This window comes from Pseudovibrio sp. SCP20, assembly GCF_057774105.1.
This window is the reverse complement of sequence record NZ_JBYMDH010000005.1, coordinates 282,797-298,271: the sequence shown is the minus strand read 5'-3', so window position 1 is coordinate 298,271 and position 15,475 is coordinate 282,797. Positions and strand designations below refer to the sequence as shown.

The following is a 15,475-nucleotide window of genomic DNA, read 5'->3' as shown; positions in this document are numbered from 1 at the left end:
GTGTCTCGTATGAAGAACGGGTGTTTCAGCAACAAAAACATGCAAAAACACCGGTGTCAGAAACACCGGTGTTCTTGATTGCTGAATTACTTCGCAACCTTGTAGAGGTTTTTCGCGTACCAGTTCTGCTCAGCGTTTTTGATCGGCCAGTTTTTCAACTGTGCGTTCATCATGTAAACGTTGGTGTAGTGGTAGATCGGAATGATTGGCATTTCAGCTGCCATGATCTCTTCTACACGAGTGTAGTTTGGCTGAGGATCAGCTGCAGACTTTGCACCTTCCAGCAGTTCGTCAACTTCTGCGTTAACAAACTTACCGTCGTTGTAGCCGGACTCGGAGTCCATCAGGTCAAGGAAGGTAGAAGCTTCGTTGTAGTCACCGCACCATGCGCCACGAGCAAGCTCGAAGTTCTGGTTGCCACGCTCATTCAGGAATGTCTTCCATTCCATGTTGTTCATGTTGACTTTAACGCCGAGCTTCTGCTTCCACATCTGGGTCATCGCGATAGCGATTTTCTTGTGGCCTTCAGAAGTGTTGTACACCAGATCGAACTCAAGTGGGTTGTCTTTGGTGAAGCCAGCAGCTTCCATCAGTTCTTTAGCTTTTGCGTCACGCTCAGCCTGAGACCAACCAGCAAAGTCAACTTTTGGTACGTCGAAGCCAGCGGTTACTGCAGGAGTGAAGGTGTAAGCTTGGAACTGACCACCCTGAAGAACAGCGTCGGTGATTACGCGACGGTCAAGAGCGTATGCCAGAGCCTTACGTACACGAACGTCCTTGAACTCTTCCGGACCGGAATCGGACAGGTTGAAGGTGTAGTAGTAAGAGCAGAGACGTGGGAAGACCACTGCCTGATCTGGGTACTCTTTCTGAAGACGTGGGAACTGACCAGCTGGAACTTCAGTACGGTCGGTTTCACCTGCCAGGTAACGGGTCAGAGCGATGTTTTCATCGTTGATTACAAGAGTTTCAACCTTGTCGATGATGGTCGCGTCGTTATCCCAGTAGTTGGTGTTACGTTCCATGATAGCAGTTTCCTGCGGAACGTGCTTCACCAGCTTGTATGCACCGTTGGAAACGATGTTTTCAGGCTTTGTCCATTCAGCACCATGTGCTTCGATCGCCCAGGAAGGGGATGGGAAAGTACTGGAGTGAGTGGTCATCGCTGCGAAGTAAGGCAGAGGCTTGGTCAGCTTAACTTCGAGAGTGTGATCGTCTACAGCTTTGATGCCCAGCTCTTCAGGCTTCATTTCGCCCTTAACGATTGCATCAGCATTTTCTACGGACATCAGCTCAGCGTACCACTGGTACGGAGAAGCCAGTTCTGGGCTTGCAAGGCGGCGCCATGCGAATACGAAGTCGCCAGCTGTTACAGGCTTACCATCAGACCACTTTGCGTTGTCGCGCAGTTTGAAGGTGTATGTCAGCTTGTCATCAGAAACGGTGTGGCTCAGAGCAACACCTGGTACCAGGTTGCCGAGGTTATCCTGGTTGTACAGACCTTCAAACAGGTTACGTGCGATCTCGGAGCCGGATACGTCTTCGTTGACCTGTGGGTCGAAAGAAGAGTGCTCGTCAAGAATACGGTAAGTGAAAGTCTGGTCGTCAGCGAGCTTCTCGCCTGTTTCTGGATGAACACCCGCAGCAAATGCAGAGGTAGAGAGCAATGCGGTGCCTACTACGCTCGCCAAAAGAGCGCTTTTGCTGAATTTCATCTAGGAATCTCCTCACTACATCGGTCGCCTGTTCCCCAACAGCGCCGACTTGGATACATTTCTCAATAGGATCTGGAGTTCACCTCAATTGAAGGGCAAACCCAAAAAATTGCATATTTTCCTGAGAGCAACGCAAAATAGAAATTATTTCGCCGTTTAGCAGCTCCCCACGAGTGGCTTTATGCTCAGTTCCCCTCGCTGCTGGCAGATACGCATATCCCGGTACGCACTCTAACGTAGTTTTTATCTTATTCAATTGTATTCTTCGCAAGAAATGCCCGCTGCATCATATCCTGGGGGAAATCTAGTTAGAACGATAGGCTAGGAAGCTTGCACATTCCTAGGTTTTTGAAGCTTTTTAGGTAGTTTTGCGACCAATAAAATTTCCAAAGAAAAATATCTGAATCAATCAGAATGACTATTAACCAAAATTGCGAGTAATTAGTTAGGTATTCATAACCCATACTCTTTGCAGGGCAGAGTCTTCGGGTGGGGCATATGGAAGAAATTCAGAGAGTTCACAGGGCAGCGGATCCTGAATTACAACCTCCGCTCATATTAGATCTTGATCACACGCTGATAAGAACAGATTGCTTTTTCGAAGCGCTCATTCTGTTCCTAAAATCAAACCCATTGAATTTATTCATCGTTTTGCAGTGGCTTTTCCATGGGAGAGCCTATGTCAAGCAACAGCTGGCGATCCGAGTAGATTTAAAAATCGATAATCTCCCCTTAAATGAGGATGTTGTTGCCTATGCGCGGGCGGAAGCGGCCAAAGGGCGTAAGGTTCACATGGCGACGGCCGCTGATGAACTATTAGCGCTCGCAATTGCTGATCGACTCGGCTTTGTCGAAGAAGTGCATGCAAGCAATGGCAAGATTAATCTGAAGGCGGAAAGCAAAGCGGATTATCTTAAAATCCGCTTTCCCGAAGGCTTTGCATACGCGGGTGATAGCCTCTCTGACCTTCCTGTGTTCAAGAAGGCAGTGCAGTCGCTGATCGTCCACCCTTCCAGCTCATTTTCTCAAAAGGCTGAGGATTGTGGCGCGGTTGAAACGACTTTCGCCCGGCCAGATGGTTTCTGGAAGCCCTTTCTGAAAAGCCTGCGCCTTCATCAATGGGCAAAGAATTCGCTGCTTTTCATTCCTCTCATCCTAGGCGGACAGGCTCTGAACCCAGCAGCCTGGGGGAGTGCCTTCCTTGGCTTTGTCGCGCTCGGCATTTTGGCCAGCTCGACTTACTTGCTTAATGATCTTTGGGACCTCGAAGCTGATCGTCAGCATTGGAGCAAAAAGTCCCGACCTTTGGCCTCTGGCAAGTTGAAGATCGCCCACGCTATATTCGCCATCCCAGTCGGACTGCTCCTGAGCTTCAGTATCGCTGCTGCTTTGGGGCCTTTCGTCGTGTTGGGATGCTTCTGTTATCTCGTCTCAACGGTTGCTTACTCATTCTATTTAAAGCGTGTGCCTCTTCTTGATACAGCAGTCCTCGCGATGCTTTTCACCATGCGGCTTGGCATTGGTGTTACGCTCGTTGATGTGCCGCCCTCCCCTTGGCTCTTCGTCTTTTCTATGTATCTGTTCCTCTCTTTGTCACTGGCAAAGAGGCACACAGAGTTGGGCCGTCATGTAGAGGCCGGAACTAATGGCGAGATGTCTGGGCGGGGCTATCAGAACAAAGATCTCCCCGTTCTGTTGGCTCTTGGTGCGGCGAGTGGGTTAGCGGCGACGCTGGTTATGGTGCTATATCTGACCAATGAAGCATTTAGCGCAGACTTCTATTCAGCTCCTGCCCTCTTGTGGGGCATGCCGCCGATCCTGTTCCTCTGGCTGGGGCGTGTCTGGCTTAAATGCCAGCGATTGGAGCTGAATGACGATCCGGTGGTCTTTGCATTGAAAGATCGGCAAAGCCTGATGCTTGGAGGTGTTCTCGGCCTGATGTTTATAAGCGCTTGGTTTGGAGGCTACTTGCTCTGATGGTTGCTGCACGCCTTGCTGCGCTCAAATCCTCTTATGAGACGAGCCCTGAGTTTCGTCAGATCGTCCGCTTTCTGTTTGCGGGCGGTTTTGCTGCCTTCGTGAACTGGCTTTTGCGGATTGGCCTTTCGGTCTTCTTGCCGTTCTGGCTTGCAGTCCTGCTAGCTTACTTTATTGGCATGAGCGTTGGTTACACGCTTTATAAGCACTTTGTGTTTGTCAGAGCAGAGAAGCCTGAGAGCGTCAGACGGCAGGTTCTCATCTTTCTAGGAGTGAACCTGTTCTCTGCTGTAATCGTGCTTGGGCTATCCGTTGGCGTGAATGAAGTGTTGCGGACAGCACTCCCTCTCTTCATCGCTCAGGCGCTTGCCCATGGTTTTGCGATCGCTGTTGGTGCTGTCACCAACTACCTTGGTCACAAGGTGATCACCTTCCGCTAAGCATTGGCGACAAAAGCCAGCGCTTGCATGGCCACGTTCAGGAACAGCGCTTGCACCACCAGAAGTGCAAAAATGCCAAGATTTTCACGTTGAACAGTTCTCACTACAAACAACATCATGAGCGGCAGCCAATCCAGCACATAGCGCTGGACGGAATACTGAGAGAAGCCGTTGGAGTGATAGAAGAGTGTCACACCGGCGATAAGTGTAATCGTGAGTGCCGCAAAGAGATACTCCCGATCCCATTTAGCCAGAAAGAAATAAAGCAGGAACGGCGCGCCGATAAAGAGTGCGATGCCTTTGTCTCCAAAACTACTCATCTCGGTCAGGTATTTACCCGAGAACTCTATGTCAGGCCCTTGTACGAAAAAGTGCATCAGGTTGAAGAGCAGATAGTCTCTATGGAACAGGCCAAACTCCTGTACCCTGTCCTCAATCCATTCTGCAGAAGGGTCTCCAAGCGCATCCCACTCCGGCGGGAAGATATAGGCATAACCCGTCTGCATGGGGTCGCCGAAGCGCGCGTAATTATAAGCGAAGTAAATGCCGATGGCGATGGCCGGGAAAATAGCCAGCTTGAGCAGGCGCTTGATGCTCTCTGCGTTGATCGCAAAGATGGATCTGTCAGGCGGGGTCATCAGAACGAAGAAGAACGGCATGTAAAGAATGCTCATCTGCCGCGTCAGGAATGCAAGGCCAATGAACAAGCCAACCAGCCACGCGCTTCGCTTCACCAGAGCAGACCAGATGGCAAGTGACGTCAACATGGCAGCGACCGCTTGAGCGAAGAACCAGACCCCATCAGACCGAAGTACTACATATTGCAGCGGTGTCGCAAACAGGAAGGCAGCAACCAGCAGAAGAGCAAGGCGATAATCCCTCTGATATTGCCTAGTGATCTGCCACCAAACCAATCCGGTTATGACGAAACACAGCACACCCAGTGCAATGAAGTGATGAAAGCTGATACCAAAGACAGCCACAAACGGCAGTGCGATCAGTGCGGGAACGGGCGGAAAAATCACGAAGATCTTTTCTTCAAAGAGTGCGCAATCCAGATCAAAACAACGCGCAGCATCAAACCGGCCCTGCAAGAAAGCATCTGCTAAAAGTGCATAGGAGTTGCTTTCCGGTTGTTCGCCTAGCAACCGAAACGCAATAGCTGCCAGAAGAATAAAGATCAGCCCACCCAGCACAGCAGTGAGAAGTGCGCCTCTAAATCGCTCAATTAAAATCATGATGCCCCCAAAATATGGGAGAGTAATAGCATCAAGAATCCTAGTGTCTTCTTAAAGTCTTGCAAATCGCGCTAATGCAGTTGACCGAGAACCCAGCTGGAACACGTCAAAGCCGTTCATTGGTTTCAACTCATCTCATTTCTTGATTTCACATTTGTTGCCTGATAGGTGAGAGATATTGCTCCCACAGATTATGCCGTGATCACGGTAGGTCCTGCGCTCTGGGTTTTAGACTGAACCTGCAAAACAGCCAGGATGAAACAGGAATATCCAGATGTCGGACTCTCCGAAAACCGCAGGTGCGAGCCTGGGAACGGTTGAATTTGTTGCCCTTATGGCCACGCTGACCAGCCTGACTGCACTCTCTATTGATGCAGTGTTGCCTGCTTTTACGGTCATCGGAGAAGATCTGCAGCTTGAAAACTCAAACAACGTTCAGTTCATTATTTCTGCGCTGTTTCTTGGGCTCAGCGTCGGGCAGTTTTTCTTTGGTCCGGTATCAGACCGCTTTGGTCGCAAACCTGCTGTTTATGCAGGCTCAGTGGTGTTTGCGCTTGGAGCTGTTCTCGCAGCCACGGCAACATCTCTTCCCATGATGCTGTTTGGAAGGCTGCTGCAAGGTATTGGAGCAAGTGCGCATCGGACTGTAGTGATGGCGATTATCCGCGACAAGTATGTTGGCGCGGAGATGGCACGCATCCTGTCTTTCGTAACAGCTGTGTTTATTATTGTGCCCACATTAGCACCGTTGGTCGGTCAGGGCATTCTGTTTGCTGCTGGGTGGCGTGCGATCTTTGTCATCATGCTGATTATGGCTTCTGTTGGATGTATCTGGCTCGCGGTTCGCCAGCCTGAAACACTAAAGCCAGAGAACCGCCGCACGATCACCCCGAAAGTACTTTGGCAAGGCCTGGAGGAAGTCGTCAGCCACAAGGCGACACTGCTTTATACCGCCGCCTCTGGCTTCGTGTTCGGCACCATGATGACCTACCTCAGCACAGCGCAGCCGATGTTTGCTGACATCTACGACGTGCATGAGACCTTCCCGCTGTACTTCTCCGGAATTGCAGTGGTGTTTGGCATGGCATCCATTGTTAATGGCCGCATCGTGCGCCGTATTGGGTTGCAAAACATGTGCCGCGCCGCGCTTGGCATCCAGATTATCGCCAGCCTTGCCTTTGCACTGTACCTGCTGTTTGTCGATAGCACCCCTGCTCTGTGGCTGTTCATGACCTATCTGTCTTTTGCGTTCTTTTGTCAGCCAATGCTGAACGGCAACCTCAATGCGATGTCTATGGAGCCTCTTGGCCATATTGCTGGCTTGGCTGCCACGCTGATTGGTGCGTCCACCACGTTTATCGCGCTCATTCTTTCAGTGCTGGTTGGTCGTTTTTATGATCAGACCCTGCTGCCACTCTCCTTCGCATTCTGCGTGTTTGGTGGGATTGCGCTGGTTCTGGTGGTTCTAGGCGCACGGGTGCAGAAAGCTGAAAAGATCGCATCTTCAAATGCGATCTCTGCAGAAGCCAGCGCTTAAGCGCTCAAAAAAGCAAATTGGATTGCCGGCTATTTCTTCTTCGGAAGTGTTCTCATCCAGGAGACAGCCGGCATTTCTACGTTTGAGCCGGGATACCAGTTGTCACGAACTTCTTCGTGGCCTTCTTTGGTACACACGATCTGTGCGTCTTTGTACTCCTCAGGAATAACCAGTTGGCCGGGGCTCTTCACATGCAGATTTTCTGCAAAGCCATCCAGAATGCACTGTGCGCCTGACGGCTTGGTTTCAATGGAGACCACATAGGCATCAGAAGGTGGTTTGGAAGGATCCGGCCCGAATACGTTGGATTGGCATGCGGCGAGCAAAGCTGCGGATGCAACAATAACTCCGACAGATGCTCCCTTTGAAACAAGGGAACTGAAAGAACCAATTTCTGATGGTTTGGCGGTCCGCACGCGAATCTCCTGAAAATCTGGATTGCGCTTGGAAGCTACGCTTATTCGCTGAGCAGGGTGAATCCCCAAAATCACCCCCACAAATAATAGAGGTAAGCCTTCAGAGCAGTCCGATGGTTAGCTGGAGAAGGATTTGCTGCGGGTCTGCTTGCTTAATCAATTTATCAACAACTTTTAAGTGTAAATTATCATTAGAATAGTTTTAGTTGAAGGTTCGTCATTTCAAGCATAAAGGGTTTTCACTACTTCACCCAAAGCCTGAAGAAAACTATTTCATTTCAACTCTCATAACACACATCTGAATTTATGCATGGGTTTTAAAGTATTTTATTTATTAGAAAATGCTGATTGAAGCTTCTCTCAACATAATTAATAAATCTATTAGAAATTTAACTAATATATCTGAATGGGTTAAGCGGGAATATATAAAGCAAATTACTGCATTTCGGCTGCGTCTATTTCGTTAATTACCAAACAATATCAGAGATGTAATTTCAAATGTGATTATTGATATTGGGCGGAGCTAGCGATGGCCTCTTTTATGCCACGCACCCTTAGGGCGAGAATTTGGGGTGCTCTTGGAATCTTATTTCTATGTTTCTTAATAGGTACAGCGTTTCAATCCTATGTACTTTACCAAAGCTTGCTCACGGCGAAGAACCGTGAACTGACCTCGATTATTACTGCAGCAAATTCAATTACTCGGCAGTATTATGAACGTGAGGTGGACGGCACGCTTAGCCGTGAGGAGGCTCAGGCTGCGGCATCAGCATCTCTCAAAGCGCTGCGTTACGACGGCAAAGAGTACGTCTTTGTTTTCAGCTATGATTACGACGGCGTCATGCACCCGTTCAATGCTTCGTTCCTTGGCGCAAACCAACGCAACACCAAGGATGGAGACGGCAAGCCGTTTGTTCTGGAGATGGTGGATGCTGCCAAGCAAAACGGCAGCGGTTATGTCACTTACAACTACATCAACGAGCATGGCGAGGCGAACCCAAAGCTCAGCTATGTTGAGAGCTTCCCAGAATGGGAATGGGTGATCGGCACCGGCGTACAGAAAAGCAAGCTGTTCATGAACCTGGAAGAGGCCATTTCGAAACCTCTCCTGATCCTCGGTCCTTTGCTGCTTGGTTCCCTGATCATCGGGCTCTTGCTGGGCAAACGCGTGGCCGCGGCTGTAGATTGGCTATGTTCCAGCCTGCTGAAGCTTTCCAGCGGCAATCTGAATTTTGAGAGTGTCTATAACAACTCTCAAGATGAGCTGGGTGACGTCTCCCGTGCGTTGACAAAGTTCCGGGACCAAGCTGAGCAGCAACAGCAAATGGAAGCTGAAACGCGCAAGAACTACGAAGCTAATCTGGAACGTGAGAAGCTCGTTATGAATGCGGTGGAAGACTTCCGCAGTACATACTCCAGCGCTGTTGGTGTGCTGAACAGCCTGGCCGAAAGAATGCGCGGAACCGCCCTCTCCTTCCGCCAGTTTGCGCAGAACTCAGAGGAAGGTGCGATCTCAGCCACCACAGGTGCACAGCAGGCCTCTGCCAGCGTTCAAAGCGTTGCGGCAGCTTCTGAAGAACTGACAGCCTCCATTCAGGAGATCCGCGATCAGGTCAACCGCACCGTGAGCTTCGTTGGTAACACAAAGGCGACGGCGGCCAATTGTCAGGAAGATGCTGTCGTGCTGCAAAAGCTGAACTTGGATGTCAGCGAGTTTCTTGAGCAAATCAAAGGCATCTCCAACAAAACCAAGTTACTGGCTCTGAACGCGACCATAGAAGCAGCGCGTGCCGGTGCTCATGGAGCTGGCTTTGCCGTGGTGGCCACTGAGGTGAAGGATCTGGCGGAGCAAACAGAAAAAGCAGCTGAGGAGCTGGAAGCGCACGTTCTCTCGGCTTCCAGCCGCACAGAAAGCAATGTTGCCTCGCTGGAGCGGATTGGTGAGGAAGTTGAGCAGGTTGTCAGCTACATGACGGCGATCAGCTGCTCAGTCGAGCAGCAGCAGTCTTCGACCGAAGAGATCAGCCGCAGCTCGCAAGCCTCCGCTCAGGGAACAGAGGCTGCAACGGCGAACTTTGAGATGGTTGCCAATGCGGCGGGCGAAACCCGCACGCAGGCCGAAGAACTGCAACGCAGTGCTGACGACATCTCAGAGCATATTGATCAACTGAACAAGCAAACAGAGCAGTTTCTGCTCAAAGTACAGCAAGTTTGATGCCTTGAAGGGGAGAGCTGAGTGCTCTCCTCTTACTTGTCGGACCAGACAGCTAGCTCATTGTTGTTTGGATCAAGAAAATGGAACCGGCGTCCACCTGGGAAGGAAAAGATCTCACGGCAGATCTTGGCGCCGTTTTCTTCCAGCTTTGCCTGCAATCCTTCCAGATCTTCTGCATAGAGCACAACAAGGGCCGCACCGCTCGCAGCTGAAGATGACATATCGGCCTTGTAGAACCCGCCGTCAAAGTCGCCATCGTTGAACGCGGCATATTCTGGTCCGTAGTCCTCAAACTTCCAACCTAATGCATTGCCATAAAACGCTTTTGCGGCTTCCAGATCAGCAGCTGGAAGCTCGATGTAATTGATTTTGCCTGACTTGGTCATACTAAATTCCTTCGGAAAACAGGGAGCGGCTACATGAGAACTCTCCTGCAAATCTCCAATATTGCAACAGATTTGGAATGGTGAGATAGATAACTCAGTCCTATCGTTATAGTTGTAAGCAAGATATTGAAATGAAGATTTTCAGTTTTCCCCTTTGTACAATTGCAGCTCTTGCGATGGGAGCTGTTGCAATTCTTGGCCCAATATCAGGCTTTGCTCAAACCGCTGCAAAACCGGAGGCCGCTGTTCAAAGCAGCCCTAAAGTCAGCAGACAGCAGCATGGGGATTGGCTGCTGGAGTGTTATGACCCCGCAGTGAATGGCATGAGTTGCCAGATCAAGCAACGTGTGGTGCATAACGAAAGCGGCCAGACCATCATGCAGATGACGCTCAGCCATAATCCGAAAGACAATGCCGATATCGTGCAGTACGTACTGCCGCTGGATTTTCTGCTTGCGCCGGGTGTTGGCGTAAATGTGGGGGATTATCAGGCCGTAGCCCGTGTCACTCGCTGTACCGCGCAGGGCTGTATTATTGAAGGCAAAACAGAAGATACCTTTATCAAGGCCATGAAAGCGGCAACGGAGCAAGGGCGCTTTATCATGATGTCCCGAGCAGGCAAGAAGGTCGGTATCAACTTCTCTGCCACGGGTTTCACAAAAGCCTACAACGAGATGAAAGAGCAAAACACCAAGTAACGAGCTCTTTCAGCGCCTTATTGGGCCGCGAGGCAATTCCATTCACCACGTGAGCTCATCACCGCAATGGCACCTGCGACGCTGCAATGAGAAACCTCTGACTTTGCCAGGTGCAATTTTGAAGTTGGGTTCGGGTTTACAAGATAAGCAAGTCCAATTGCAGCGGTCAGGGCAAAGATACAAGCAGCTACGCAAAAGAGCATGCCCATGTTCCAGTTGGATGCAGGCAGGTGAGCAGAGGTCATCATCTCAGGTTCAGGTCTTTCATTTCGGAAAACGTTCAACGCGATTGCGCCGATGTGCTTTGCTGCAATATAGAATACTCCTGCAATATGCATGTGAGGGAAATCCCCGTGTTTGCCTCGGTTATTCAAGGGATTTTCACCGTTTTTCATCGAAATGTGTGACGTGAAAACCTCTGTGCTCTCGTAAGTTGAGGTGCCCTTGCTGCATTACACCTCGTGTGCTCTTGGAAGCCTTGCGGTTTTTCTCTAATCCCTTTCTGAGTGTTTGTGTGTTGGGAGGCACGGTCCTGTGGCGAAGTCCAGTGGCAATCCATTGATAACCGGCAGTGGCCTGTGGCAGCAGTCGCCCGAACGGGTGCTGTTTGAGAACCTTTCCTTCGGACTGAATGCGGGTGATCGCATCGGCCTTGTCGGGCATAACGGCTGTGGCAAGTCTACGTTTTTGAACATCCTTGCGGGCCGCGGTGAGCCGAGCGAAGGCAGTATTTCTGTCTCCCGGGCCGCTATTGTTTCCTGCGTGGAGCAGCATCTCCCAAAACATCTTCTGGAGCTGAGCCTTGCTGAAGCCGTGCGCGATGCCTTGTCGGATGACAAGCGGGACTGGATGGATTGGAAGGTGGAGGTGATCCTGCCGGAAATGGGGTTTGAGCCGCATCAGTCTGAGGTGCTCTGTAAAGATCTCAGCGGTGGGCAGATGACGCGTTTGATGTTGGCTCGTGCACTGATGACAGAGCCAAACCTGCTGCTTCTTGACGAGCCAAGCAACCATCTGGATCTGCCGACAATCATGTGGCTGGAGAGCTTCCTGAAATCCTGGAAGGGCAGCTTCCTGATGATTTCGCACGACGCTACACTGCTGGATTCTGTCACCAATCGCACGTGGATCCTGCAGGACCGCAAGCTCCACGCGTTTGATCTGCCTTGTACAAAAGCCCTTGAAGAACATGAGGTTCTGACAAAAGCGCGGATTGCGCGGCGCGAGGCTGAGGAAAAGGAGATCAAGCGGGTCGAAGCAAGCGCCAAACGCATCGCAGAATGGGGTCGCACCTTCGACAACGAAGATCTGTCGCGCAAGGCAAAGTCCATGGAGAAGATGGTTGACCGCATGAAGGACGACCAGACAGAGGCCGTTGAGGTCTATCCATGGAACCTGTCCATTGCGGGGGAAACCATTCAGGCTGATCGTCTGGTACAGCTCAAAGATCTGGATGTGACGCCGCCAGTGGCTGATGTGTTCCTCTATCGTATTGATGATATCGCCGTCCGTCCTGGAGATCGGATTGCGGTGATGGGCGCAAACGGAACCGGTAAGTCCAGCTTGCTGCGCTGTTGCTGGGAGAAGCGACAGAGTGAGGACGGTGAGGTTCGGGTTCATCCGCGCTGTCGGATTGCGTTTTATGATCAAACGCTTCAACAGTTACCGGGTGAGTCCAATCTCGTTGAGGGGATGGTGGCTGTCGGTGAAGCGCTCGGTGTAGACTTGCGCGTGCCAGACTGTGAGAAGACCATCATTGCAGCTGGTTTCAAATACAATCAGTTGCAGCAGAAGGTCTCAAAACTCAGTGGTGGGGAGCGTGCGCGCTTGTTGCTTGTCTCGCTGTCTCAGGTGCAGGCCAACCTGATGATGCTTGATGAGCCAACCAACCACCTTGATCTTTACGGCCGCAATGAACTTTCCCATCAGCTTCAGTCATTTGGTGGCTCATTCCTACTCGTCTCACATGATCGCCATCTGGTGGAAGCGACTTGTAACCGGTTCTGGGTGGTCCAGAACGGTCGATTGCAGGAAGTCAACGATGTGGATGCTGCCTACGCGCTGATTGCGGAAACTCAGGTGAAGCCGATCAAGGTTGCTGCTGAGCAGGAAGCTCCTTTAGAGGTTGAGCGCGAAGAAATGGTTGAGGCTGAGGCCAGTTCCTCTGAAGATGAGCTGCTTGAGCGACTGATTGAGCTGGAAGAGCTGATGGAAGCAGATCTGGCACGGCGCCCAAACAGGCAGTCGCCTCACCTTCAGGTGAAATGGAAAGATGAAATTGCGCAGATCCACGAACAGCTTGAACTCAACGGTTAGCCTGGTTTTTTCTCTAAATCTGCGAGAGCTGCACGAAGCTGAGCCGAGTGTGTCTCTCGCAGTACGTCGAATGCCTCAGCGCCATACATCCCTTTGAGCGTGACTTGTGAGATCGCGAAGTGCTGGATTGAGCCAATGAGCTGATAGATCCAGCAGAACAGCTCGGCGTCAGAGGCTTGTGACCACCGTTTCGTCTTATGCGCCAAAGCTCCCAATGCATCGAGAAATGGCTTTAGAGGCCAGTTTTCGCTGGAGGCTTGCGCGTCCAATAGTGCGCGAAGGACCAGTTGAGTATCTGCGGGCTTTTCGAGAGATCCGGTAGAGAGTTGCAGAAAGAAGTTGTGTAGCTGTTCTTCTGGTGATGTCCCCTCCACGTTTTGAATGGAAGACAGCAAACGGTCTGAAAGAGCTTTCAGCACCTCTTCATAAAGCGCTGCCTTTGAGCCAAAGAAATGCAGTAGTGCTTGCTTAGTGACGCCAAGCTTGTGGGCAATGCCCGCAAGGCTCGCTGCGTTGTATCCCTTTTCCGCAAAAACACTGCTGGCTGTTGAGATGTAACGTGTTTTCGGGCTGTCGGTATGCTGATCCAAATCACTCTCCCTATCCACTTCATATAGCCTGAACTTGACAACTTACCAAGTGGTAAGTTTATACTTACCAACTGGTAAGTGAGGAGAGTGCCATGACGCGGGATGAGGAAATTGGCCTGATTGCAGAGCTGCTTGGGCTGGATGCTGAAAACAGCAAGTTTCTGGATGAGGATGTTACGCGATCACCAATAGAGCGTTACAGTTGCCCGGATCGGTTTGCGGATGAGATGAAAGGTTTGTTCCGCAGCAAACCAGTTGCGGCTGCACAATCCTTCGAACTTGCTGAAAATAATGCATTCCTGAGCCGAACTGTGTCGGGCCTGCCGGTTCTCTTAACGCGGGATGCTAATGGTCAAGCGTACGCGTTCCTCAATGTATGTCGTCACAGGGGTGCCAAGCTGGTGCGAGATGAAGCTGGCTGCAAGAAGCGTTTCTCCTGCCCCTATCATGCGTGGACATGGTCAAATCAGGGAGAGCTGATCGCCGTTCCTCAAGAAAGCCAAGGCTTCCCGGATCTTGATCGATCCCAACATGCTCTGAAAGAGCTGCCTGTTTATGAAGCCTATGGTTTTGTGTGGGTGATCGCCGATAGTTCTTGCTCAGACACTGGAGAAATCAAAAAATCACTCGCTCCTCTCAGTGAGGATCTGAACTGGCTTGGTTTGGCGGATTATAGGATCGCTGTTGAAGAAACCTTTGAGATTGCAGCCAATTGGAAGACGCTCATTGAAGGTGGGATCGAGGCTTATCACTTCAGGGTTGCCCACCGCAAAACCATCGGCCCCTATTTTCCGGATAACCTCTCCAGCTATCAGATGCTGGGAGACAACATGCGGTCCGTTCTGCCGCGCATCACTCTGTTTGAGCTGCGCGATCAACCGCGAGAGACATGGAATATCCGCGAGCATGCCAACATCATTTACTCAATCTTCCCGGGAACTCAATTACTTGTCCAGCAGGATCATGTGGTCTGGGTTCATTTGGAACCGCTTGCGGTGGACCGCACCCGTGTTCGGTTAGCCACGTTAGTTCCAAACTCTGCTCCACAAACAGAAGAAATGCAGAAACACTGGGTGCGCAATCAGGCGATCACGACGACAACCTTGAAGGAAGACTTTGAGTTAGGTGAAGAAATTCAGCAAGGTTTTGCCAGTGGCGCCAACGAGTATCTGACTTTTGGCCGTTTTGAAGGCGCGCTACACCGCTTCAATCAGGTGCTGGAAAATGCGATGAAAGTATGCGAAGGGACATAGAGCACAAAATATAGTGCAAGTATTGCGTGCGCGATATTTTATAGCAATCTATAGCTTTATGGCGGAAGTCAAATTCTGACATCGTAAGTTAGGTTGGTTTTAATGGTGCAACTCTCAAGTCTTAAGTCACTCTATCGTAACATGAAACGTGAACGAATAACCCGGTATAAATTTCGGTATGAACTGAATCACTTGATTTTTGAGTGTATTTTCATCATTGACGTCAAGCCATTCGAACTTGCAATGGGATGTTTAGGTCACAATTTTGTTCTCATTTTTCAAGTTGAAAATGGCTTTAAAGTCGAGCCGTTTATTAAACCTGAAAAGACCTTTTGGGCATTAATTAATGCGTTAAAAACGCACGAAAGTAGCGAGCATAAGTTTCGTGTTATTGAGTTCTTGAATGAATTGAACTCGAACATTCCAGCGCAAGTAAGAGAGAATGGACGAGTTACTGAAAGAGATATTGTGAGGCTTTATCCAGATATTGAGGAACCAGAGAGAATCTATTTTTGTGGCTGGCGAAACAACAATCTATGTGGGAGTAATGTTACTCTGAAAAATTTAGAGAAGACACGGCGCTTATTAGGTCAAGAGGCTTTTGAATTTTCGAAAGAAATGAATGAGAGTACCCGTTGGACAGATAAGCGGGAACGAGCAATCAATAACCTACAATTCTAGTAGAGGTATGTTT

Annotated in this window: 14 protein-coding genes; 8 read left to right on the top strand and 6 right to left on the bottom strand. The window is 50.2% G+C overall.

Annotated elements, in window-relative coordinates; translation table 11 throughout:
• Positions 1-86: 86 nt before the first annotated feature.
• On the bottom strand, positions 87-1,715 hold the full coding sequence (locus AC3CB2_RS19620) for a peptide ABC transporter substrate-binding protein (protein WP_352935448.1): 1,629 nt from the start codon (positions 1,713-1,715) through the stop codon (positions 87-89).
• Positions 1,716-2,213: 498 nt separating this feature from the next.
• Between AC3CB2_RS19620 and AC3CB2_RS19615 the strand changes: the two genes are divergently transcribed.
• Positions 2,214-3,692 (top strand): UbiA family prenyltransferase, encoded by a 1,479-nt coding sequence (locus tag AC3CB2_RS19615; RefSeq protein ID WP_352935451.1) that lies wholly within the window; start codon positions 2,214-2,216, stop codon positions 3,690-3,692.
• Entirely contained in the window at positions 3,692-4,132 is a 441-nt protein-coding gene (locus tag AC3CB2_RS19610; RefSeq protein ID WP_352935454.1) for a GtrA family protein, read from the top strand. Before AC3CB2_RS19615 ends, AC3CB2_RS19610 begins: the two co-directional genes overlap by 1 nt.
• On the opposite strand, the gene AC3CB2_RS19605 is transcribed toward AC3CB2_RS19610, so the two are convergent.
• Entirely contained in the window at positions 4,129-5,370 is a 1,242-nt protein-coding gene (locus AC3CB2_RS19605) for a hypothetical protein (RefSeq protein WP_352935457.1), read from the bottom strand. The two genes, AC3CB2_RS19610 and AC3CB2_RS19605, sit on opposite strands and share 4 nt — an antisense overlap.
• 274 nt (positions 5,371-5,644) lie before the next feature.
• Between AC3CB2_RS19605 and AC3CB2_RS19600 the strand changes: the two genes are divergently transcribed.
• Positions 5,645-6,907 carry a multidrug effflux MFS transporter gene (locus AC3CB2_RS19600; RefSeq protein ID WP_352935460.1) on the top strand — a complete coding sequence of 421 codons (1,263 nt, stop codon included), beginning with the start codon at positions 5,645-5,647 and terminating at the stop codon, positions 6,905-6,907.
• 29 nt (positions 6,908-6,936) lie between these two features.
• On the opposite strand, the gene AC3CB2_RS19595 is transcribed toward AC3CB2_RS19600, so the two are convergent.
• Positions 6,937-7,323 carry a hypothetical protein gene (locus AC3CB2_RS19595; RefSeq protein WP_352935463.1) on the bottom strand — a complete coding sequence of 129 codons (387 nt, stop codon included), beginning with the start codon at positions 7,321-7,323 and terminating at the stop codon, positions 6,937-6,939.
• A 643-nt stretch (positions 7,324-7,966) separates the two neighbouring features.
• Between AC3CB2_RS19595 and AC3CB2_RS19590 the strand changes: the two genes are divergently transcribed.
• Positions 7,967-9,538 carry a cache domain-containing protein gene (locus AC3CB2_RS19590; RefSeq protein WP_352935466.1) on the top strand — a complete coding sequence of 524 codons (1,572 nt, stop codon included), beginning with the start codon at positions 7,967-7,969 and terminating at the stop codon, positions 9,536-9,538.
• A gap of 32 nt (positions 9,539-9,570) precedes the next feature.
• On the opposite strand, the gene AC3CB2_RS19585 is transcribed toward AC3CB2_RS19590, so the two are convergent.
• Positions 9,571-9,924, bottom strand: coding sequence for a VOC family protein (locus AC3CB2_RS19585; RefSeq protein ID WP_008549331.1), 354 nt, complete (start codon positions 9,922-9,924; stop codon positions 9,571-9,573).
• A gap of 131 nt (positions 9,925-10,055) precedes the next feature.
• Here AC3CB2_RS19585 and AC3CB2_RS19580 point away from each other — a divergent pair, with 131 nt between their 5' ends.
• Complete coding sequence (locus tag AC3CB2_RS19580) at positions 10,056-10,622, top strand: invasion associated locus B family protein (RefSeq protein WP_352935470.1); 567 nt, start codon at positions 10,056-10,058, stop codon at positions 10,620-10,622.
• A 17-nt stretch (positions 10,623-10,639) separates the two neighbouring features.
• Here AC3CB2_RS19580 and AC3CB2_RS19575 read toward each other — a convergent pair whose 3' ends face one another.
• The gene (locus AC3CB2_RS19575) at positions 10,640-10,960 is read right to left on the bottom strand and encodes a hypothetical protein (RefSeq protein WP_352935473.1); all 321 of its coding nucleotides are present in this window, start codon (positions 10,958-10,960) and stop codon (positions 10,640-10,642) included.
• A gap of 238 nt (positions 10,961-11,198) precedes the next feature.
• Between AC3CB2_RS19575 and AC3CB2_RS19570 the strand changes: the two genes are divergently transcribed.
• The gene (locus AC3CB2_RS19570; RefSeq protein ID WP_425328965.1) at positions 11,199-12,938 is read left to right on the top strand and encodes an ABC-F family ATP-binding cassette domain-containing protein; all 1,740 of its coding nucleotides are present in this window, start codon (positions 11,199-11,201) and stop codon (positions 12,936-12,938) included.
• On the opposite strand, the gene AC3CB2_RS19565 is transcribed toward AC3CB2_RS19570, so the two are convergent.
• Positions 12,935-13,528, bottom strand: coding sequence for a TetR/AcrR family transcriptional regulator (locus AC3CB2_RS19565; protein WP_352935479.1), 594 nt, complete (start codon positions 13,526-13,528; stop codon positions 12,935-12,937). The genes AC3CB2_RS19570 and AC3CB2_RS19565 overlap by 4 nt on opposite strands.
• Positions 13,529-13,620: 92 nt before the next feature.
• On the opposite strand from AC3CB2_RS19565, the gene AC3CB2_RS19560 reads away from it, so the two are divergent.
• The gene (locus AC3CB2_RS19560; RefSeq protein WP_352935481.1) at positions 13,621-14,781 is read left to right on the top strand and encodes an aromatic ring-hydroxylating oxygenase subunit alpha; all 1,161 of its coding nucleotides are present in this window, start codon (positions 13,621-13,623) and stop codon (positions 14,779-14,781) included.
• A 102-nt stretch (positions 14,782-14,883) separates the two neighbouring features.
• Entirely contained in the window at positions 14,884-15,462 is a 579-nt protein-coding gene (locus AC3CB2_RS19555; RefSeq protein WP_352935484.1) for a DUF6037 family protein, read from the top strand.
• The last annotated feature ends 13 nt before the right edge of the window (positions 15,463-15,475 follow it).